19 protein-coding genes and 1 tRNA gene are annotated in these 19,464 nt (G+C 67.3%); 6 read left to right on the top strand and 14 right to left on the bottom strand.

All coding sequences use genetic code 11. The features are described 5' to 3' along the window. The 3 genes from MF270_RS03350 (at window position 1) to MF270_RS03340 (ending at window position 3,044) form a co-directional block, all read left to right on the top strand. Window positions 1-1,419 (top strand): hypothetical protein, encoded by a 1,419-nt coding sequence (locus MF270_RS03350; RefSeq protein WP_238364444.1) that lies wholly within the window; start codon window positions 1-3, stop codon window positions 1,417-1,419. Next, a complete protein-coding gene (locus tag MF270_RS03345) occupies window positions 1,416-2,948 on the top strand; it encodes a hypothetical protein (RefSeq protein WP_238364443.1) in 1,533 nt (510 codons plus the stop codon). The genes MF270_RS03350 and MF270_RS03345 overlap by 4 nt, the downstream gene beginning before the upstream one ends. A 19-nt stretch (window positions 2,949-2,967) precedes the next feature. After that, window positions 2,968-3,044 (top strand) — tRNA-Asp (locus tag MF270_RS03340). A 270-nt stretch (window positions 3,045-3,314) separates the two neighbouring features. Here the strand turns inward: MF270_RS03340 and MF270_RS03335 are convergent. The 4 genes from MF270_RS03335 to MF270_RS03320 form a co-directional block, all read right to left on the bottom strand. Further along, window positions 3,315-4,091: an ATP-binding cassette domain-containing protein gene (locus tag MF270_RS03335; protein ID WP_238364442.1), complete on the bottom strand. Its 777-nt coding sequence runs from the start codon at window positions 4,089-4,091 to the stop codon at window positions 3,315-3,317. 62 nt (window positions 4,092-4,153) lie between these two features. Next, window positions 4,154-4,336, bottom strand: a complete 183-nt coding sequence (locus tag MF270_RS03330; RefSeq protein ID WP_238364441.1) for a hypothetical protein — start codon at window positions 4,334-4,336, stop codon at window positions 4,154-4,156. Next, window positions 4,333-5,403, bottom strand: coding sequence for an ABC transporter permease (locus MF270_RS03325; protein ID WP_238364440.1), 1,071 nt, complete (start codon window positions 5,401-5,403; stop codon window positions 4,333-4,335). The genes MF270_RS03330 and MF270_RS03325 overlap by 4 nt, the downstream gene beginning before the upstream one ends. A gap of 131 nt (window positions 5,404-5,534) precedes the next feature. Continuing rightward, complete coding sequence (locus MF270_RS03320) at window positions 5,535-6,557, bottom strand: sugar ABC transporter substrate-binding protein (protein ID WP_238364439.1); 1,023 nt, start codon at window positions 6,555-6,557, stop codon at window positions 5,535-5,537. A gap of 169 nt (window positions 6,558-6,726) precedes the next feature. Between MF270_RS03320 and MF270_RS03315 the strand changes: the two genes are divergently transcribed. Then, complete coding sequence (locus MF270_RS03315) at window positions 6,727-7,899, top strand: ROK family transcriptional regulator (RefSeq protein ID WP_238364438.1); 1,173 nt, start codon at window positions 6,727-6,729, stop codon at window positions 7,897-7,899. A 127-nt stretch (window positions 7,900-8,026) separates the two neighbouring features. Here the strand turns inward: MF270_RS03315 and MF270_RS03310 are convergent, their stop codons facing one another. From MF270_RS03310 to MF270_RS03295, 4 genes are read right to left on the bottom strand one after another with little or no spacing between them, the layout of a single operon-like run. Next, entirely contained in the window at window positions 8,027-8,857 is an 831-nt protein-coding gene (locus MF270_RS03310; protein ID WP_238364437.1) for a metal ABC transporter permease, read from the bottom strand. Next, entirely contained in the window at window positions 8,854-9,672 is an 819-nt protein-coding gene (locus MF270_RS03305) for a metal ABC transporter permease (RefSeq protein WP_238364821.1), read from the bottom strand. Before MF270_RS03305 ends, MF270_RS03310 begins: the two co-directional genes overlap by 4 nt. Before the next feature lie 29 nt (window positions 9,673-9,701). Beyond that, window positions 9,702-10,559, bottom strand: coding sequence for a manganese/iron ABC transporter ATP-binding protein (locus MF270_RS03300; RefSeq protein ID WP_238364436.1), 858 nt, complete (start codon window positions 10,557-10,559; stop codon window positions 9,702-9,704). Continuing rightward, window positions 10,556-11,440 carry a metal ABC transporter substrate-binding protein gene (locus tag MF270_RS03295; RefSeq protein ID WP_238364435.1) on the bottom strand — a complete coding sequence of 295 codons (885 nt, stop codon included), beginning with the start codon at window positions 11,438-11,440 and terminating at the stop codon, window positions 10,556-10,558. The genes MF270_RS03300 and MF270_RS03295 overlap by 4 nt, the downstream gene beginning before the upstream one ends. A gap of 153 nt (window positions 11,441-11,593) precedes the next feature. Between MF270_RS03295 and MF270_RS03290 the strand changes: the two genes are divergently transcribed. Both MF270_RS03290 and MF270_RS03285 read left to right on the top strand, forming a co-directional pair. Continuing rightward, complete coding sequence (locus MF270_RS03290; RefSeq protein WP_238364434.1) at window positions 11,594-12,013, top strand: Fur family transcriptional regulator; 420 nt, start codon at window positions 11,594-11,596, stop codon at window positions 12,011-12,013. A gap of 121 nt (window positions 12,014-12,134) precedes the next feature. Next, window positions 12,135-13,127 (top strand): 2-hydroxyacid dehydrogenase, encoded by a 993-nt coding sequence (locus tag MF270_RS03285; protein WP_238364433.1) that lies wholly within the window; start codon window positions 12,135-12,137, stop codon window positions 13,125-13,127. A 153-nt stretch (window positions 13,128-13,280) separates the two neighbouring features. On the opposite strand, the gene MF270_RS03280 is transcribed toward MF270_RS03285, so the two are convergent. Genes MF270_RS03280 through MF270_RS03255 form a run of 6 tightly spaced genes read right to left on the bottom strand, consistent with a single transcriptional unit; the run spans window position 13,281 to window position 19,365 of the window. Then, window positions 13,281-13,670 carry a Na+/H+ antiporter subunit G gene (locus MF270_RS03280; protein ID WP_238364432.1) on the bottom strand — a complete coding sequence of 130 codons (390 nt, stop codon included), beginning with the start codon at window positions 13,668-13,670 and terminating at the stop codon, window positions 13,281-13,283. A gap of 9 nt (window positions 13,671-13,679) precedes the next feature. After that, window positions 13,680-13,949: a K+/H+ antiporter subunit F gene (locus tag MF270_RS03275; protein WP_238364431.1), complete on the bottom strand. Its 270-nt coding sequence runs from the start codon at window positions 13,947-13,949 to the stop codon at window positions 13,680-13,682. Further along, on the bottom strand, window positions 13,946-14,437 hold the full coding sequence (locus MF270_RS03270; protein ID WP_238364430.1) for a Na+/H+ antiporter subunit E: 492 nt from the start codon (window positions 14,435-14,437) through the stop codon (window positions 13,946-13,948). The genes MF270_RS03275 and MF270_RS03270 overlap by 4 nt, the downstream gene beginning before the upstream one ends. A gap of 3 nt (window positions 14,438-14,440) precedes the next feature. Further along, on the bottom strand, window positions 14,441-16,084 hold the full coding sequence (locus MF270_RS03265) for a monovalent cation/H+ antiporter subunit D (protein WP_238364820.1): 1,644 nt from the start codon (window positions 16,082-16,084) through the stop codon (window positions 14,441-14,443). Continuing rightward, the gene (locus MF270_RS03260) at window positions 16,084-16,503 is read right to left on the bottom strand and encodes a Na+/H+ antiporter subunit C (protein WP_238364429.1); all 420 of its coding nucleotides are present in this window, start codon (window positions 16,501-16,503) and stop codon (window positions 16,084-16,086) included. The genes MF270_RS03265 and MF270_RS03260 overlap by 1 nt, the downstream gene beginning before the upstream one ends. Continuing rightward, the gene (locus MF270_RS03255; protein WP_238364428.1) at window positions 16,504-19,365 is read right to left on the bottom strand and encodes a monovalent cation/H+ antiporter subunit A; all 2,862 of its coding nucleotides are present in this window, start codon (window positions 19,363-19,365) and stop codon (window positions 16,504-16,506) included. It lies immediately after the preceding gene. Window positions 19,366-19,464: the final 99 nt, after the last annotated feature.

Raw genomic sequence — 19,464 nt, 5'->3', positions numbered from 1 at the left:
ATGAACCAGCCCGTCCGTGACCTGGGGTCCTTTCGCGACCCCGGCGGCTATGTCTTCCGTGACGGCCGCCGGATCGTCCGCGCCGTCATGCCCCGCGCCGCCGAGAGCTTTGCCGATGTCCATGACAGCGGCATCCTGAAGACCCTCTCCGACGCCGGGCTGATGCTGCCGACGCTGCGCCTCGCGGCCAGTGCCGAGCAGCTGGCGCTGTATCCCGGGGCCCGGGGCGACCATGCCGCCGCGCTTTACGAGCACCCGGTGGTGCCGCTGATTTCCTACCCCTACGAATGGGTATTCTCGCAACTGAAAGAGGCCGCGCTGGCGCATCTCGATGCGCAGATCCTCGCCTTTGACGCGGGCTTCGTGTTCTCGGACGCCACCGCCTACAACATGCAATTCGTCGGTGGGCGCGCGGTGCATATCGACGCCATGTCCGTGCGCCGTTATCGCGAGGGCGAGGCCTGGGGCGGCTACAACCAGTTCTGCCGCCAGTTCCTGCTGCCCCTGCTGATCGAGGCCTGGGCCGGGGTCGGCTTCCAGCGGCTCTACCGCGGCTCGATGGCCGGCATCGCCTTCGAGGATGCGCTGGCGATCCTGCCGCGCCGCAAGCTGATGACCTCGATGTCGGGCTTCCTGCATGTCTGGCTGCATGGCCGGGCGGTGATCCGCGAAAGCTCCGAGATCGGGCGCGACCGGGCGCAGGCGGCCAGGCTGCCGAAGGCCCGCTACGGGGCGATCCTGAAGCAGATGCGCGACTTCGTCGCCGGGCTCGACTCGGCCAAGCGGCCGGCGAGCTACTGGAAGACCTATGCCGCCGCCAATTCCTATTCCGACGGGATGCGCGACACCAAGCTGGCCTTTGTGCGTGACTGGGCGGGCGTGTCCAAGCCCGGCACGGTCTGGGACATCGGCGGCAACACCGGTGACTTCTCGCTCGCCGCGCTGGAAGGCGGCGCGGAGCGGGCCGTGATCCTCGACGCCGACGCCGATTCGCTGGAAGCGGCCTGGCGCACGCGGACGAAAAAGGGCCACCCAGGACTGATGCCGCTTTACATGGACCTGGGCGATCCGAGCCCGGACATGGGCTGGCAGCAGCGCGAGCGCAAGGGCCTTGGCACCCGCGCGGGCGGGGCCGACGGCATGGTCGCGCTGGCGGTCATCCACCACATGTGCATCGCCGGCAACCTGCCGCTCGATGAGGTCGTCGCCTGGTTCCTGTCGCTGGCGCCCACCGGCGTGATCGAGTTCGTGCCCAAGCGCGACCCGATGGTGCAGGGCCTGCTGGCCGTGCGCGAGGACGTGTTCGACGACTACACGACCGAACGCTGCCGCGCCCTGATCGCGGCCCAGGCCGAGATCACCGCCGAGCACGTGTTCGAGGAGAACGGCCGCACGCTGTTCGCCTGGACGAAAAAATGACCGGCCCCGAGCGGCTGCGCGTCTTCGCGGCGGGCCTGCTGCTGGCGGGCCTGCCGGGCGTGCACCTGGTCGAGCTGGGCTATGCCTTCGTTTCGGTCGAAGTCCTTGGCCTCACCGCGCTGTTCGGCGCGGCCGGGGCGGGGGTCGGATGGCTGCTGCGCGGCTCGCGCCACTACCGCATCGCCTTCCTGGCGATGCTTCTGTGCTTTCTGGACGTCTATTTCCTGACCGGCGCAAATGCGCGGGCGGCCAATGCGCTGCACCCGGGGCTTGGCATCGGCTTTGCCGTTGCGCCCTACGTGTTGCTGGTCACGCTGTTCCTCGCCTGGCGCCGCGTCGAGCAGACGCTGCTGCTGGTCGTGCCGGTCTTTGCCTTCGTCTTCTTCCTGGGTGGCCTCGCGACGCCCCAGGCGCCGCTGCTGGCCGGGCAGGGGGCCGAAGGCCTGCCGGCGGGCGACCCGGACCGGGGTATCTACGTGCACCTGATCCTCGACGAGCAGCAATCGCCGCTGGTGCCGGGGTCGGACCCGGCCGGGGACCATCCCGGAAGGCAGGTGCTGGACGCCTATGCCGCCGCCGGGTTCCGCGCCTATGGCAACGTGCAATCGGTCGCGCCGAACACCTATCGCTCGCTTGGCGCGGTGTTCGGGCAGACCGACCGGGACGATCATTACCACGAACATGCCGGCGGCTCGGCGTTCAGCTTTGCGCTGAAGGAGAACCGCCTGGCCGCGCAGCTGCTGGATGCGGGCTACCGGGTGGACGTGGTGCAGACCAACTTCCTTGACCTTTGCGGAGACGATCCGCGCATCGGCTGCCGCACCTATACCCGCGCCGCCGACATGCGCGGCGTTGCGCCGAAAACGCGCGCGGTGCCGCAGCGGCTGTGGCTGGCCCTGCTGGCGCTGCACCAGGATTACCGCGACAACCTCGGCGGCCGGAACATCCGGCTGTATCGCGCGCTGGTGGCCGATGGCTGGGACGCGCTGCGCGGCGACCGCGCCTCGGACCTCGGGTTCTTTTCGCGCGCGGGCGTGGTGCTCGCGGTGATCGACGATCTCGAGGACCGGATGGCCGGCTTGCAGCCCGGCGACGCGCTGATCGCGCACCTGCTGCTGCCACACCATCCCTTCGTGCTGGACCGGGATTGCGCGCTGAAGCCGATGCGCGACTGGCGGATGCCGGCGCGGGTCTGGCCCGGCGCGACGGATCAGGAGATCTTTAGCGCCTTCTGGGACCAGTCCGAGTGCACCAACACGCGGCTGCTGAGGGCGCTTGAGGTGCTCGATGGGCGCGAAGACGTGACCGTGGTGATCCATGGCGATCACGGCGCGCGGATCTTCTGGGAAACCGATCGCGAGACGGCCGAGGACAACCTTGGCACCTTCCTTGCGGTGCGGGGGCCTGGGCAGGTTGCAGGGATCGACGCGGCGCCGAAACGCCTGCCCGCGCTGACCACAGACATTCTTGGCGCGCAAGTGTCGAATGAGGTGTCGGAAGCGCTTGACGCCCCCCGCGCGGGCCGTTAGGACGCATCCCACGCAGCGGGCGGTTGTAGCTCAGTTGGTTAGAGTACCGGCCTGTCACGCCGGGGGTCGCGGGTTCGAGCCCCGTCAACCGCGCCACTGCTGCGATCGAAAAGGCCCTCCGGGAAACCGGGGGGCCTTTTGGCTTTCGGCGCGGCGTCAACACGGGCGGAGGCGCCAGGTGGGGCCGCCGGATTTGAGTATTTTTGGAATAATGAAAGGGTGCGGGGAGCGTGGCCGCAACGTGGCGTGACGGCAGGGTGGTGCGCCCGGCTGCGCGGTCGGATGCGCATATTTCCGGACAGATGACAGGCGGGGGGCTGCGCCATGAGAAAGGCCGCGCAGGGGCTGCGCGGCCTGTCGTTTGCTTCAGGCGGCCTGTTGCGCCTCGGGTGGTTCCTTGGCGCCGGTCATGAAGGCCACGGCGTCGGACATGGTGTAATCCTTGGGGTCGATGACGCAGAGGCGGCGGCCAAGGCGGTGGACGTGGATGCGGTCGGCGACCTCGAACACATGCGGCATGTTGTGCGAGATCAGGATGATCGGGATGCCGCGCGATTTCACGTCCTGGATCAGGTCGAGCACGCGGCGGCTTTCCTTGACCCCGAGCGCCGCGGTCGGCTCGTCCAGGATGATGACCTTGGAGCCGAAGGCCGCCGCCCGGGCCACGGCCACGCCCTGGCGTTGCCCGCCCGACAGCGTTTCGACCGCCTGGTTGATGTTCTGGATCGTCATCAGCCCGAGATCGTTCAGCTTTTCCCGCGCGATGCGCTGCATCTCGGCCTTGTCGAGCCGCTTGAGCAGCTTGCCCATCAGGCCCTTCTGCCGGATCTCGCGGCCCATGAACATGTTGTCGGCGATCGACAGGGCGGGGGACATGGCGAGGGTCTGGTAAACCGTCTCGATCCCCGCGTCGCGGGCGTCGATGGGCGACTGGAAGCGGATCGGCTTGCCGTCGAGATGCACTTCGCCCTCGTCCGGGATCACGGCGCCCGAGACGGCCTTGATCAGGGTCGATTTTCCGGCCCCGTTGTCGCCGATCACGGCCAGGATTTCCCCCGGCATCAGGTCGAAATCGCAACGGTCGAGCGCGGTCACCTTGCCATAACGCTTGGTCAGTCCGCGGCCTTGAAGAATGGGTTGCATGGGTGTCTCCTCCCTACGCTTTGGTGCGGTGGCCCGGCGGATCGTGCCCGCCGGGTGAGGCGTTACGCGCTGACCTTGCGGATCCACTGGTCCCCGGCGGGTTTTCCCGCCGCCCCGGCGGGTTTTCCCGCCGCCCCGGCGGGTTTTCCCGCCGCCATGGCGGGTTCTCCCGCCGCCCCGGCGGGTTTTTCCGCCGAGAAAGGATCGAAGGGCGCGCGGCGGTGCAGATTGGCCAGGCGGGTCATGCGGTCACCTTCCGGATCCACTGGTCCACGGTGACGGCGCCGATGATGAGCGTGCCGATCAGCAGGTAGGTCCATTGCGGGTTGGCGCCGGCCATCCTGAGGCCCAGCTCGAACACGCCGACGATCAGCGCGCCGAAGAAGGCGCCGAGGATCGAGCCGCGTCCGCCGAAGAGCGAGATGCCCCCGATCACCACGGCCGTGATCGACTGGATGTTGCCGATGACCCCGGTCGTGGCCGAGGGCGAGACCGAGCCGAAGCGGCCGATCATGACCCAGCCGGCCAGCGCGCAGATGAAGCCGACCAGCATGTAGACCGACATGATCGTCCTGTGGACGTTGACACCGGCCAGCTTGGCGGCCTCGGGGTCGTCGCCCACGGCATAGACGTGGCGGCCCCAGGCGGTCGAGCGCAGCATGTAGGCCAGTGCCAGCACCAGGAGCAGCATGAGGATCACGCCGAAGGTGAAATTGGCCCCGCCAACCTTGAGCGTCGTGCCCATGAATTGCAGGAAGCCGGCCTGTTCCTCGATGTCCTGGGCACGGATCGTCTCGTTCCGGGAATAGAGGTAGTTGGCGGCCAGCACGATCTGCCACATGCCCAGCGTGACGATGAACGGGGGCAGCTTGACGCGGCTCACCAGCCAGCCGTTGACCGCGCCCACGGCGGTTCCGAAGGCAAGCCCCATGGCGACCGCGACCACCGGCGGGATGCCGTAGCGAAAGGTGAACTGGCCCATCACGACCGAGCTCAGCACCGCCAGCGCGCCGACCGACAGGTCGATGCCGGCGGTCAGGATGACCAGGCTTTGCGCCGCGGCCAGCACGCCGACGATCTGCACCTGTTGCAGGATCAGCGTCAGCGCGAAGGGCGAGAAGAACTTGGACCCCAGCACCAGGCCGAAGACGACCACCGCGGCCAGAAGCACGATCAGCGGCACCAGTGCCGGCGTCGTGTGCAGGGCATGGTGGAAGGCCCCCAGCAGGCCCTTGCGGCTGTCCGTGAATTCCGCGTGTGTCTCTTCTCGGCGTGTTCTGACCACGTCCTCGAAGCTGTCGGTATTGCTCATGACGCTGTTCCTCCCATGGCGCACGGGGACAGCCAGGCGACGCCTGTCCGTGCCCGTAGGGTCAGTCTGCGGTGTCGGATGGGTTCAGTAAAGGGCCAGGCGGGGCGCGCCCGCCTGGCCGAAGCGGGGTATCAGCCCCAGCAGAGGTCCTTGCCCTCTGCGACCGAGATCGACTCGACGCCCTCGACGGGCTCGTCGGTGACCAGGGCCACGCCGGTGTCGAAGAAGCTCTTGCCCTCGGTCGCCTCGGGCTTGGTGCCGTCCTTGGCAAAGGCGGCGATCGCCTCGATCCCCTTGGAGGCCATCAGCAGCGGGTATTGCTGCGAGGTCGCGCCGATCACGCCGGCCTCGACATCCGCCACGCCCGGGCAGCCGCCGTCGACCGACACGATGATCACGTCGTTCTCGCGGCCGAGGGCCTTCAGCGCTTCGTAGGCGCCGGCGGCGGCGGGTTCGTTGATCGTGTAGACCACGTTGATCGTCGGATCCTTGGCCAGCAGGTTCTCCATCGCGGTCCGGCCGCCTTCCTGGTTGCCGGCGGTCACGTCATGGCCGACGATGCGCGGATCGTCCTCGTCGCCCCACTGGTTGGGGTCCTTGGTGTCGATGCCGAAGCCGGTCATGAAGCCCTGGTCGCGCAGCACGCCGACAGTCGGCTGGCTGATGGCGAGGTCGAGCATGCCGATCTTGGCATTGGCGGCCTCGTCGCCCAGCTTGGCGGCGGCCCATTTGCCGATCAGCTCACCGGCCAGGAAGTTGTCGGTGGCAAAGGTCATGTCGGCCGCATCCGCCGGCTCGAGCGGGGTGTCGAGCGCGATCACCAGGATGCCGGCGTCACGCGCCTGCTGCAGCGACGGCACGATGGCCGAGGTGCTGGAGGCGGTGATCAGGATCCCGTCCACGCCGTTGGCGATGCAGGTTTCCACCGCCGCCACTTGCGTTTCGTTGTCACCGTCGACCTTGCCGGCATAGGAATTCAGCGTGAGCCCCAGCTCTTCGGCCTTGGCGGCCGCACCTTCGCGCATCTTGACGAAGAAGGGGTTGGTATCGGTCTTGGTGATCAGGCAGGCGCTGCCGCCGCCGTGGCTGCCGGCACTGGCCGTGGTGGCTGCAAAGGCAAGCGCCGCTGCGCTGCAAGCGAGAAGTCTTTTCATGGTTTCCTCCCAGAAACGATGTCTGCGTCGTCCTTGCCCCGACGCCTGGGCTGGCCCCGTCCTCCAACGGGTTGAGAGCAATCTGGGCGATTCCCGTCACCGCGTCAATTAATAAATCCAGTTGATTTACTAATTTGCCTTTGCCATGGTTGCGCAAGGAGGAGCCACCATGGACGGGAACGAGATTCGCGACCTGCGCCCGGGGGTGAACCAGGTGGGCGTGCGCGCCATGAACGAACGGCTGATCCTGTCGCTGATCCAGCGCCACGGGGCCATGCCGGGCAGCGAGATCGCCAAGCGCACGGACCTGTCGGCGCAGACCGTGTCGAACATCCTGCGCAAGCTCGAGGCGGACGGGTTCCTGTTGCGCGGGGAACCGCAGCGGGGGCGGGTGGGCAAGCCCTCGATCCCCATGGCGATCGACCCGGACGGGGCGCTGTCCTTTGGCCTCAAGATCGGGCGGCGATCCTCGGACCTGGTGGTCATGAACCTGCACGGAGAGGTGCTGGGCCAGCTTCTGGTCACCTATCGCTACCCGATGCCGGACGAGATCTTCTCGTTCCTGCGCGAGGGGATGCGTGTGCTCTCTGCCGACCTGACGCCGCGCCAGCAGGCACGCCTGTCGGGCATCGGCATCGCCGCCCCGAACGAGATCTGGAGCTGGGGCGAGGTGCTGGGCGCACCCGAGGATTTCGTCACCTGGCGCGAGATCGACTTTGCCAAGGAGCTGGCGCGGTTCACCGACCTGCCGCTGATCACCGAGAACGACGCCACCGCCGCCTGCCGGGCCGAGCAGATGTTCGGCCGGGGCCGGGCGTTCTATGACTACGCGTATTTCTTCATCGGCTCCTTCATCGGCGGCGGGGTTGTGATGAATTCCGCTGTGATCGACGGGCGGCAGCGCAATGCGGGGGCGCTGGGGTCGCTTTCGGTGCCGGGGCCGGCGGGGCACGAGGTGCCGCTGCTGGATGCCGCCTCGCTGTATCTCTTGGAGGCCGAACTGGCGAGCATGGGCGCCGATACGGGCGCGCTATGGCGGATGCCGCAGGACTGGTCCGGCTTTGGCGCGGCGCTGGACGGCTGGATCGCCGGGTCCGCCCGGGCGCTGGCCCATGCGGCGCGGAGTGTCTGCTGCGTCATCGATTTCGAGGCGGTGCTGATCGACGGTGCCTTTCCCGAGGCGGTGCGCGAGAGGCTCGTGGCGCAGACGCGGGAGGAGCTGGCGCAGCTTGACCTGCGCGGGTTGATCGCGCCGCGGATCGAGGCGGCGGCGGTGGGCGGCAATGCCCGCGCCATGGGGGCTGCGGCGGCGCCGATCCTGTCGCAGTTCTTTCTGACCTGACCTTTGGCGCCCGTGGCGGCGTCGGATCTGCATATTTGTGGAAAGATGAAAGGGGGGCGTCCCCCGGGCCGGTCTTGCTGCGGAGAGGTCGGAATTGAGTATTTATGGAATAATGAAAGGGAAGGGGTCAGGCCCGGCTGGCGCGGCGGGTCGCGAGTTGCCGGGCGGTGAAGGCGATGAGGAACAGGCCGGTGAGGATCAGGATGATCGTCGGGGCCGGGGCGCTGTCGATGAAGAAGCTCGCGTAGGTCCCTGCGATCATTGAGAAAAGGCAGGCGGCGGTGGCCACGGCCAGCATCTGGCCGAAGCGGCGCGTGGTGAGGAAGGCGATGGCGCCGGGTGCGATCAGCAGGCCGACCGCGAGGATGAGGCCGGTGGCCGAGAGCGTCGCGACGATGGTCAGCGACAGCGCCACCAGCAGGCCGTAGTGCAGCGCCTGAACGGGCAGGCCCGAGGCGCGGGCCTGGGCCGCGTCGAAGGCATGGAGCACAAGGTCGCGCCATTTCAGCAGCAGGCCCGCGCTGACGAGGAGAGAGATCGTGCCGGCGGTCCAGAGGTCCTGCGCCCCGACCCCCAGCATGTTGCCAAAGAGCACGTGGTCGAGGTGGATGTCGCTTTCGATCGCGGTGTAAAGCACGATCCCCAGCCCGAACATGCCCGAGAAGACGACGCCCATGATCGTGTCCTGCTTGACCCGGCTGTTCTCGCTCAGGAACCCGGTCATCAGCGAGGTCACCATGCCCGCGACGAAGGCGCCGAGGATCAGCGGCAGGCCAAGGACATAGGCCAGCACCACGCCCGGCAGGATCGCGTGGCTGATCGCGTCGCCCATCAGCGCCCAGCCTTTGAGCACGAGGAAGCATGACAGCAGCGCAGTGGGCACCGAGACGAGAATGCAGATCAGCAGGGCATTCTGCATGAACGGAAATTGCAGCGGCAGCAGGAGGGTGTCGATCATAGCGCCTCCAGCGCCGCGCGGGCTTTCCGGCGGGCGGCGAGCAGGCCGTGCTTGGGGGCCAGCAGGAAGGCGGCGAGGAAGATCGTGGTCTGCAGGCAGACGATGACGCCACCGGTCGCGCCGTCGAGGAAATAGCTGATGTAGGCGCCGGCGAAACTGGTGCCGGCACCGATGGCGACCGACAGGGCCAAGAGCCGCGGGAAGCGGTCGCAGAGGAGGTAGGCCGTGGCGCCCGGCGTCACCACCATGGCGATGACGAGGAAGGCGCCCACGGTCTGCATCGCTGCCACCACGCAGGCCGACAGGAGCGCGAAGAAGGTGGCCTTCAGCAGCCCCACGCGCAGCCCGATGGTGCGGGCATGGGTTTCGTCGAAGAAGGTGACCATGAGGTCCTTCCACTTGGCCAGCAGCACGGCGAGCGAGACAAAGCCGATCAGCGCCAGTTGCAGCGTGTCTTCGGGCGTGATGGCAAGGATGTTGCCCATGGTGATCGTCTGGACCGAGATCGCCATCGGGTTCAGCGAGACCATGAACAGCCCCAGCCCGAAGAAGCTGGTGAAGATCAGCCCGATCACCACGTCGACCTTGAGCCCCGAGCGGTCCGACAGGAACAGCATCGCGCCCGCCGCCAGTCCGCCCGACAGGAAGGCGCCAAGGGCAAAGGGCAGGCCCAGCATGTAGGCCCCCGCGACGCCGGGCACGACCGAGTGGGACAGCGCGTCGCCGATCAGTGACCAGCCCTTGAGCATCAGGTAGGCCGAGAGGAAGGCGCAGACCCCGCCGACCAGGGCCGAGACCCACATGGCGTTGACCATGTAAGTGTAGAAAAAGGGTTCGAGCCAGCTCACCTGTCGCCCTCCGCCGGGTCGCCGTAATGGACGAAGGGACGCTCGTCGTCGGTCAGGATCGTGACGCGGCGCGGGTCGTCATCGTCGTGCAGCGCCTCTCCGCCCAGGGTGAAGTGGCGCAGCACGCCGCCGAAGGCCTGTTGCAGGTTCGCGCGGGTAAAGGTCGTCTCGGTCGGGCCGTAAGCCAGCACCGTGCCCTTGACCAGCACGGTGCGGTCGCAGAATTCGGGCACCGAGCCCAAGTTGTGGGTCGAGACCAGCATGACGCGGCCCTCGGCCTTGAGTTCGCGCAGCAGGGCGACGATCTGATCCTCGGTCTTCACGTCGACGCCGGTGAAGGGTTCGTCCAGCAGGATCACCTGACCGTCCTGCGCCAGCGCGCGGGCGAGGAAGACGCGCTTTTTCTGCCCGCCCGACAGCTCTCCGATCTGGCGGTGGCGAAATTCGAGCATGTTCACCCGGGCCAGCGCCGTTTCGACTGCCGCGTGGTCGGCGGGGCGGGCGCGGCGCAGGAACCCCATGTGGCCGTAGCGGCCCATCATCACCACGTCCTCGACCAGCACCGGAAAGGACCAGTCGACCTCTTCCGACTGGGGCACGTAGGCGACGAGGTTCTTCTTCAGCGCCTCGCGCACCGTCAGGCCCAGCAGGCGGATGTCGCCGGCGGCCATGGGCACGAACCCCATGATCGCCTTGAACAGGGTGGATTTCCCCGCCCCGTTGACGCCGACCAGCGCCGTGACGGTGCCGCGCGGGATCTCGAAACTCGCATGCCGCAGCGCGGTCTGGCCGTTGCGATAGGTCACGGTCACGTCGCGCGCAAGGATGCCGCCGGAAGGATCGGGCGTCGTCATCGGCTCTCCGTCAGCCCGCGCACCACGGTTTCGGAGGTGACGCGCAGCAGGTCGAGATAGGTGGGCACGGGCCCGTCCGGCTCGGACAGGCTGTCGACGTAGAGCATGCCGCCGTAAGCCGCGCCGGTTTCGCGCGCGACCTGCTGGGCGGGTTTCTGGCTGACGGTCGATTCGCAGAAGACCACGGGGATGTCGTGTTCCCGCACCCCGTCGATCACCGCGCGGACCTGCTGCGGCGTGCCGACCTGGTCGGCGTTCATCGGCCAGAGATACAGCTCTTTCAGGCCAAGGTCGCGGGCGAGGTAGCTGAAGGCGCCTTCGCAGGTGACAAGCCAGCGCTGCGCCTCGGGCACGGAGGCCAGCCGGTCGCGCAGGGGCTCGAGCGTGGCGCGCAGGGCCTCCTTGTAGGCCGCGGCATTGGCGGCGTAGGTCTCGGCGTTTCCGGGGTCGTGTTCGCTGAGGGCGGCGGCGATATTGTCCACGTAGATCAGCGCGTTACCAAGGCCCATCCAGGCATGCGGGTTGGGCTTGCCCTGGTAGCTGCCCGAGGAGATCGAGATCGGGTCGATCCCGTCCGTCAGCGTCACCGAGGGCACGTCACCGAGATTGGCCAGGAACTGCTCGAACCAGAGCTCGAGGTTCATCCCGTTCCACAGCACGAGGTCGGCGTCATGGGCGCCCACGATGTCGCGCGGGGTCGGCTGGTAGCCGTGGATCTCGGCGCCGGGGCGGGTGATCGACACGATTTCGGCCGCGTCGCCGGCCACGTTGCGGGCCATGTCGGCCAGGACGGTAAAGGTCGTGACGACCTTCAGCGGCTCGGCCGGGGCGTTGGTCGCCAGCGCGGCCAGCAGCGCGGCGATCGGGAGGGGGCGGATCATGGGAGGTTTCCCTTTCTGCCAGTTTCTTCTTGTGTAAATAAGAACCATTCGCAGAAGTCAATTAGGATTGCGAAGCATTCTCATCTTGGACATGATTGCATTGTCCCGTGCCCAGGATGTAGCAAGGCGGGACCGAAAGCTGAGGGGTGCACCATGGGCGCCGAGAGTGTCGATCTTTCCAAGGCGTTGCGCGAGGCGGGGCTGCGCGTGACCCAGCAGCGGGTGGTCGTACTGTCGATTCTCATGGATTCGCAGGATCATCCGAATGCCGACGAGGTCTTTACCCGCGCCAAGGAAATCGACGGGTCGGTGTCCTTTGCCACCGTCTACCGGTCGCTGTCGGCGCTGGAAGAAGCGGGGCTGGTGCGCAAGCTCAGCTTCGAGAACGAACCCGCGCGGTTCGAGACCATGCCGGTGTCGGACCACGATCACCTCGTCGACGTGGAGACGGGCGAGGTGATCGAGATCGACAGCGACGAGATCAACCGCCTGAGGCAAGAGATCGTGGCTCGGCTGGGCTACGAGATCGTCAGCCAGCACACGGTGATCCGCGCCCGGCGCAAGCCGCGCTGAGCCGCGCGCTGCCTGCCGGATACGCAGGCGGGACGGCGTGGGCAGGGCCGGGGCGGTCGCGACTTGACGGCGGGCAGAGCGGCGCGCGAGGCTCGGCCAGCCGCGCAACAAGGGGACCGCGATGCAGGTTCATGTCTTCTCCGCCCGTCCCGACGATGTCACCTTCCTGAGCAAGGCCAACGAAAGCGCAGGCCACGCCCTGATCTTCCACGACACCAAGCTGAGCGCCGCGACGGTACCGCTGGTTGCGGGGGCCGGGGCGGTGGCGGTCTTTGTCAACGACCGGCTCGATGCCGAGGTGATCGCGGGCCTTTCCCGGCACGGCGTGGGGCTGGTGGCGCTGCGCTGCGCCGGGTTCAACAATGTCGACCTCGCGGCCTGCGCGGCCCATGGCATCACCGTCGCCCGCGTGCCCGCCTATTCGCCCTATGCGGTGGCCGAGCATACGGTGGCGCTGATCCTGACGCTGAACCGCAAGACCCACCGCGCCTGGGCCCGGGTGCGCGAAGGCAATTTCGAACTGGGTGGGCTGCTGGGGTTCGACATGCGGGGCAAGACCGTGGGGATCGTCGGCACCGGCCAGATCGGCACAGTGCTGGCGGGGATCATGGCGGGCTTTGGCTGCCGGGTGATCGCCCATGACCTGCACCCGAACGACGTCTGCCGGGGGCTCGGGGTCGACTACATGCCGCTGCCGGCGCTGCTGGCGGCCTCGGACATCGTGACGCTGCAATGCCCGCTGACGCCCAAGACCCATCACCTGATCGACGACGCGGCCATCGCGCGGATGAAGCCGGGCGCGATGCTGATCAACACCAGCCGGGGCGCGGTGATCGACACGCGGGCGGTCATCCGGGGGCTGAAGGCCGGGCAGATCGGATCGCTTGGCATCGACGTCTACGAAGAAGAGGCGCACCTGTTCTTCGAGGACCTGTCGAACCGGATCATCCCCGACGATGTCTTTGCCCGGCTGCTGACCTTTCCCAACGTGCTGGTCACCGGCCACCAGGGGTTCTTTACCGCCGAGGCGCTGGGCGCCATCGCCGAGTCCACCCTCGCGAATGTCACGGCCTTCGAGCGGACGGGCGTGCCGCTGCACCCGGTCGAGGGGTAGGCGGGCGGCAATACCGGCATATCCGGGACAGATCACCGGGAGGAGAGCGCCTGCGGCCGGGTTCGACTCGAGTATTCTCAGAGAATTGAAAGCGTGGCCGGAGGCGCGGCCGCGGGCCCCCAAGGCGCGCCGACGGGGCGCGGCCCGGGCCGGTCACTCGGACTTGATGGCGGCCTCGGCCTCGGTCGGGGGGGCGTCGTGGATCGACCAGCCGAAATCGCTGCTTGCGGGTTTGGGCAGATCCTCTGGCGCCAGGCGCCGGGCCATGTAGGTCTTGGCGATGAAATTGGCGGTGATCGGAGAGGTGAGGAAAAGAAAGAGCGAGATCAGGAGCTCGTGGAAGGTGATCGTGCCCCGCTCGGCGTAGAAATAGACCATCGAGGCGATGAGCACGCCACCGACGCCCAGCGTCGTCGCCTTGGTCGGCGCATGCAGGCGCTGCATCGTGTCCCTGAGCTTGATCAGCCCGAAGCTGCCGACCAGCCCGAAGAGGCCTGCGATGACCAGCAGGGCGGTGACGATGATCTCGGATACCTGTTCCATGTCAGAGCCTTACTCGATGATGTCGCCGCGGAGGGTGAAGCGGCAATAGGCCACGGTCGAGACGAAGCCGACCATGGCCACCAGCATCGACGCCTCGTAGTAGATCGCCGTGCCCTGCCAGATCCCGTAGAGGATCAGCACCGCGATCACGTTGATCACCATGGTGTCGAGCGCGAGGATGCGGTCGGCGACCTCGGGGCCGGTCATCACGCGCCAGAGGCACAGCAGGGTGCCGAGGCCGAAACAGACGAAGGCGAAGATCAGGGCGGCTTCGATCATGGGAAGATCCTTTTCAGACGGGCCTCGTAGCGGGCCTTGATGTCGTCGCGCACCGCGTCCGGGTCGTCGGCATGGAGCGCATGGACCAGCAGGTGACTGCCATCGGCCGAGAGCACGGCCGAGACCGTGCCCGGCGTCAGGGTGATCGTGCCGGCCAGCACGGTGATCGCCTCGGGGGATTTCAGCTCGAGCGGGATGCAGATCCATTGCGAATGGATGTCGCGGTTGCGCTTGAAGAGGATGATCGCCGCGACCTGGACATTGGCGACGATGATGTCCCAGATCACGATCAGCACATAGGCGACGATGCCGATCGGATCGCGCAGGCGCGGGCGGTTGGGCCAGTAGGGCGCGGTGAGCGCCGGCAGGATCAGCCCGAGGATGCCGCCCAGCAGCAGGTTGCCCAGCGTGATCTTGTTGACGAGGCCCAGCCAGACCAGCACCAGTGTCAGGCTGAGGGCGGGGTGGGGCAATAGGCGTTTCAGCATGGCTTAATGTCCCTCTCCCTCGGCGGCCGGTTCGGCGCCGTGGCCGTCCGCTTCGGCGGCGTATCCGTCGGTGTCCTCGTCCGAATGCGCCTCGAGGTCCTTGCCCTCGTTGCCGGTGACCAGCACCGCCTCGACATAGCCGGCGCGGTCGTAAAGCTGCTGTGCCGCGCCTTCGGTGTAACGCGCCATGGGGCCGGCGAGGATCGCGAGCACGCCCATGATGCCGATGGCGGCCATGCTGGGGGCCAGTTGCAGCGCATCGGCGCGGTGGGCGGGCTCCTGCGCCTCGGTCTCGGCGGCGACGGTTTCGTCTGCCGCGGGGACCCAGGCGGTCGATTTCCAGAACACCATGCTGCCCGCGCGGACGAAGCCGACGATGGTGACGAGCGATCCGGCCAGGATCGCCGTCCAGGCCCAGGGCATTTCGGCCGGATCGCGCAGGCTGTCGAGCAACCAGAGCTTGCCCAGGAAGCCCGAGAGCGGCGGCATCCCCGCCATGCCGATGGCGGCGGCGAAGAACAGCGCCGAGAGCAGGCCGTTCTGCGTCACCGGCTTCAGCTGCACCAGACGATCGTCGGCGCGCTGCGCCATCAGCAGGTCGGCCACCAGGAACAGCGCCGCGGCGGCAAAGGTGGAATGCACCATGTAGTAAAGCGCGGCCGCCGTCGCCTCGGGCGTGAAGGCCGCGACGGCGACCATCATCGTGCCCATCGAGCCGATCACCGAAAACGCGATCAGCGGCATCATCCGGCGCGCGCCCAGCACGCCGATGGCGCCGAGGGCCACGGTGACGATGGCGGCGGGGAACATCAGGTCTCCGGTCATGTCGCCGGTCGCCTCGATCCCCGGACCGAAGGACAGCGTATGGACGCGCAGGATGGCATAGGCGCCGACCTTGGTCATGATGGCAAACAGGGCCGCGACGGGGGCGGGGGCGCTGGCATAGGTGCCCGGCAGCCAGAACTGCACCGGGAAGAGCGCGGCCTTGAGCCCGAACACCACCATCAGCAGGATCACGGCGACGCGCACCAGCGCGGCGTCCTGTTGCGGGATCTGCGACAGTTTCAGCGCGAGATCGGCCATGTTCAGCGTTCCGGCCGAGGCATAGAGCGTGCCGAGCGCGAAGAGGAACAGGGTCGAGCCGACCAGGTTCATGACCACGTATTGCAGCCCCGCCCGCAGGCGCGCGCGGCCGCCGCCGTGGATCATCAGGCCGTAGGAGGCGATCAGCAGCACCTCGAAGAAGACGAAGAGGTTGAACACGTCGCCGGTCAGGAAGGCGCCGCAGATCCCCATCAGCTGAAACTGGAAGAGCGCATGGAAATGCCGCCCCCGCGCGTCCCAGCCGGTCGCGATGGCATGCAGCAGCACGATCAGCGCCAGCACCGCGGTCAGCAGCACCATCATGGCCGAAAGCCGGTCGAGCACCAGCACGATGCCGAAGGGCGCGGGCCAGTCGCCCAGCCGGTAGACATGGGTCGTCCCGTCCGCCACGGCGAACATCAGCGCAAAGGCGATGGCGGCCAGCGCCACGGTCCCGGCGGTCGAGGCGATGCGCGCCAGCACGATGTCGTGCCGCATCACGTAACCGAGCAGGGGGGCCAGCAAGGCCGGCAGCACCACCGGCGCGATGATCCAGTGCAAGATCATGCCTTCACCTCCGCATCGGCGCCGTCAAGTTCGGGCACGGTGCCCACGTTGGTGTCGGGCTCGGTCAGCTTCATGTCCTCGTCCGGGTCGGGGCTTTCCAGGTCGATCCGGTCGGTGCCGGTCTCGAGGAAGGCGCCGAGCGAGATCATCACCAGCACCGCCGTCATCCCGAAGGAAATCACGATGGCCGTCAGCACCAGCGCCTGCGGCAGCGGGTCCGTGTAGGGCACGTCGGCATATTTGTTCAGGATCGGCGGCGCGTTGATCTTGAGCCGGCCGCTGGCAAAGATGAACACGTTCACCGCGTAGCTCAGCAGCGACAGGCCCAGGATCACCGGGAAGGCGCGCAGGCGCAGGATCAGGTAGGTGCCGCCGGCGGTCAGGCTGCCGATGGCGAGGGCCACGAGATATTCCATTTACTCGGCCTCCTCGTGGTCGGGGACCCGCGTGGCCGGGTCGTAATCCATGGGTTCGGTGTTCACGGTCTGGCCGGCGTAGCGGGCGATGCGCGACAGCGAATAGAGCATCAGCATCACCGCGCCCAGCACGGCAAGGAAGACGCCCAGGTCGAAGAGGGCGGCGGTGGCCAGCTCGAACTCCTCGATGGGGGGCAGGTGGACATAGCCGAACCAGGACGTCAGGAACGGCTTGCCCGCCAGCCAGGCGCCCGCGCCGGTGAGCCCGGCGATGACGACGCCCCAGCCGATCAGGGCGTGATATTCGATCTTCTGCCGCGCCTGGGTCCAGGCAAAGCCCGACGCCATGTATTGCATCAGCAGCGCGATGGCGACGACAAGGCCGGCGACGAACCCGCCGCCCGGCATGTTGTGGCCGCGCAGGAAGATGTAGACGCCGACCATCAGCGCGATGGGCATCATCACGCGGGTGGCGACCACCATCATCAGCGGGTGCCGGTCGGCCGACAGGTCGCGGTCGTAATCGGTGTTGCGCAGCCGGCGCGAGGCCGGGCCGTTCAGCACCGCCTCCATCATCGCGAAGATGATGAGGCCGGCGATACCCAGCACGATGATCTCGCCGTAGGTGTCGTAGCCCCGGAAGTCGACGAGGATCACGTTGACCACGTTGGTGCCGCCGCCGCCCTTGTAGCTGTTGGCGAGGTGGTAGTCGGAGATGGTGGAGCCACTGCGGAACAGGAACGCCAGCGTCAGCAGCGCCACGCCAAGGCCCGCGCCGATGGCGATGACGCCGTCACGGAACCGCCGCCCGCCGGTGCTTTCGACCGGCGTGTCCTTGGGCAGGAAGTGCAGCGCGAGCAGCAGCAGCATGATGGTCACCGTCTCGACCGAGATCTGCGTCAGGGCCAGGTCGGGGGCCGACAGGTACACGAAGCCGATCGAGACCATCATGCCGATGACCCCGATGATGATCAGCGACCGGAACCGTGCCCGGTGGCCCAGCGTCACGCCCAGAGTGGCCACGATCAGTGCCAGCGCGCCGACGCCTGCGACGGGCGGCACCGGGGTCATGGCGCGGTCGGGCGCCGGGAGGTCTCCGCCCATCCAGGCGACCAGGCCGAAGCCCAGCGTCGCCACCACGAAGATCGCGATGTAGCGGCTGATCGACCCGTCATGCAGCGCCGCCGAGACCCGGGACGAAAGCGCGGCGAGCCAGTCGACCAGCCCTTCGAAGATGACCTTGGCCTCGGGGCGCGGCGCAGCGATCCACGCGCGGTCGAGCGGGCGGTGCAGCGCCAGCAGCACGGCGCCGCCGATGATGGCCGCGATGGACATGTAAAGCGCGGGCGTCACGCCGTGCCAGATCTTGAGATGCGGATGCAGGTCCGCGCCGGTCACGGCGCTGGCGGCCACGGTCACTAGCGGCTCGGCCAGCCAGGGCATGAGGCCGATGGCCAGAACCATCACCACCAGCAGGGCGGGTGCGGCATACATGCCGAAGGGCGGATCATGCGGTTTGTGCGGGTAGTCGTCGCGCACCGGCCCAAAGAAGACGTGGAAGATGAAGCGCAGCGAATAGGCCACCGACAGCAGCGCGCCCAGCGTCGCCAGCGCCGGCACCAGCCATGGATTTCCGGCCCAGTACGTGTGGCTGGCCTCTTCGAGCATCATTTCCTTCGAAAGGAACCCGTTGAACAACGGAATGCCCGCCATCGACAGCGCCGCCACCGTGCCGATGACGAAGGTGATCGGCATCAGGTGGCGCAGGCCGCCCAGGCGTTTGATGTCACGGGTATGGGCCTCGTGGTCCACGATCCCGGCGGTCATGAAGAGCGCGGCCTTGAAGGTCAGATGGTTGATGATGTGGAACACCGCCGCCACCGCCGCCGCTTGGGTTCCGAAGCCCAGAAGCATGGTCAGCAGCCCCAGGTGCGAGACCGTCGAAAAGGCCAGCAGCGCCTTGAGGTCATCCTTGAAGAGCGCGATCAGCGCGCCCAGCACCATGGTGATCAGCCCGACCGATCCGACGATGTAGAACCAGGCATCCGTGCCCGCCAGCGCCGGCCACATGCGGGCCATCAGGAACACGCCCGCCTTCACCATGGTGGCCGAGTGCAGGTAGGCCGACACCGGCGTCGGCGCGGCCATGGCATGCGGCAGCCAGAAGTGGAACGGGAACTGCGCCGACTTGGTGAAGGCGCCCAAAAGGATGAGGATCAGCGCCGGCAGGTAGAGCGGGTCGGCCTTGATCATCTCGCCCGAGGCAAGGATGTCCGTCAGCTCGTAACTGCCCACGATATTGCCGAGGATCAGCATGCCGCCGATCATCGCAAGCCCGCCGGCGCCGGTCACGGTCAACGCCATGCGCGCGCCTTGCCGGCCTTCGGGCAGGTGCTTCCAATAGCCGATCAGCAGGAAGGACGACAGCGAGGTCAGTTCCCAGAAGACCAGCAAAAGCAAGATGTTGTCCGACAGGACGATCCCCAGCATCGCGCCTTGGAAGAGCAGCAGGTAGGTGTAGAAATTGCCCATCGGGTCTTCGGCCGACAGGTAGAACCGGGCGTAGAGGATGATCAGCAGGCCGACGCCCAGGATCATGCCTGCAAACAGCAGCCCCAGCCCGTCCAGGAAGAACGAGGCCGAGAGCCCCAGCTGCGGCAGCCAGTCGAAACGCGCCTGCAACACCTCTCCGCGCAGCACATCGGGGGCCAGGATGCCCAGCATCACCAGCGCCAGGATGGTCGGAATGGCCGTGAAGGTCGCGCAGGCATTGCGTCCCGCCCGGATCATCACCCCCGGCGCCAATGCGCCGACAAATGGCATCATGGCGATGATGATCAACAGGTTCGTCTGGTCTTGCATATGTGTCCGCCCCGTCCCGCGCGCGCCGTGTCGAATCCTTCGAATTTGAATAAGGACTCCCGGAACGAAAGTGTAGCCCAACGGGGTCGTTTGTCGCGG

Origin of the sequence: Mesobacterium pallidum, from assembly GCF_019966535.1 — a bacterium.
GTDB classification, from domain to species: domain Bacteria; phylum Pseudomonadota; class Alphaproteobacteria; order Rhodobacterales; family Rhodobacteraceae; genus Mesobacterium; species Mesobacterium pallidum.
Note: the sequence above shows the minus strand (reverse complement) of the source record. Positions and strands in the feature narration are given on the sequence as shown.

Bases quoted from the DNA above. Each gene is read 5' to 3' on its own strand.
- MF270_RS03325 (WP_238364440.1), bottom strand. From the start codon at position 5,403: ATGAGCAATACCGACAGCTTCGAGGACGTGGTCAGAACACGCCGAGAA.
- MF270_RS03335 (WP_238364442.1), bottom strand. From the start codon at position 4,091: ATGCAACCCATTCTTCAAGGCCGCGGACTGACCAAGCGTTATGGCAAG.
- MF270_RS03320 (WP_238364439.1), bottom strand. From the start codon at position 6,557: ATGAAAAGACTTCTCGCTTGCAGCGCAGCGGCGCTTGCCTTTGCAGCC.
- MF270_RS03350 (WP_238364444.1), top strand. From the start codon at position 1: ATGAACCAGCCCGTCCGTGACCTGGGGTCCTTTCGCGACCCCGGCGGC.
- MF270_RS03345 (WP_238364443.1), top strand. From the start codon at position 1,416: ATGACCGGCCCCGAGCGGCTGCGCGTCTTCGCGGCGGGCCTGCTGCTG.
- MF270_RS03310 (WP_238364437.1), bottom strand. From the start codon at position 8,857: ATGATCGACACCCTCCTGCTGCCGCTGCAATTTCCGTTCATGCAGAAT.
- MF270_RS03305 (WP_238364821.1), bottom strand. From the start codon at position 9,672: ATGGTCAACGCCATGTGGGTCTCGGCCCTGGTCGGCGGGGTCTGCGCC.
- MF270_RS03255 (WP_238364428.1), bottom strand. From the start codon at position 19,365: ATGCAAGACCAGACGAACCTGTTGATCATCATCGCCATGATGCCATTT.
- MF270_RS03260 (WP_238364429.1), bottom strand. From the start codon at position 16,503: ATGGAATATCTCGTGGCCCTCGCCATCGGCAGCCTGACCGCCGGCGGC.
- MF270_RS03295 (WP_238364435.1), bottom strand. From the start codon at position 11,440: ATGATCCGCCCCCTCCCGATCGCCGCGCTGCTGGCCGCGCTGGCGACC.
- MF270_RS03270 (WP_238364430.1), bottom strand. From the start codon at position 14,437: ATGCTGAAACGCCTATTGCCCCACCCCGCCCTCAGCCTGACACTGGTG.
- MF270_RS03330 (WP_238364441.1), bottom strand. From the start codon at position 4,336: ATGACCCGCCTGGCCAATCTGCACCGCCGCGCGCCCTTCGATCCTTTC.
- MF270_RS03290 (WP_238364434.1), top strand. From the start codon at position 11,594: ATGGGCGCCGAGAGTGTCGATCTTTCCAAGGCGTTGCGCGAGGCGGGG.
- MF270_RS03280 (WP_238364432.1), bottom strand. From the start codon at position 13,670: ATGGAACAGGTATCCGAGATCATCGTCACCGCCCTGCTGGTCATCGCA.
- MF270_RS03285 (WP_238364433.1), top strand. From the start codon at position 12,135: ATGCAGGTTCATGTCTTCTCCGCCCGTCCCGACGATGTCACCTTCCTG.
- MF270_RS03275 (WP_238364431.1), bottom strand. From the start codon at position 13,949: ATGATCGAAGCCGCCCTGATCTTCGCCTTCGTCTGTTTCGGCCTCGGC.
- MF270_RS03315 (WP_238364438.1), top strand. From the start codon at position 6,727: ATGGACGGGAACGAGATTCGCGACCTGCGCCCGGGGGTGAACCAGGTG.
- MF270_RS03300 (WP_238364436.1), bottom strand. From the start codon at position 10,559: ATGACGACGCCCGATCCTTCCGGCGGCATCCTTGCGCGCGACGTGACC.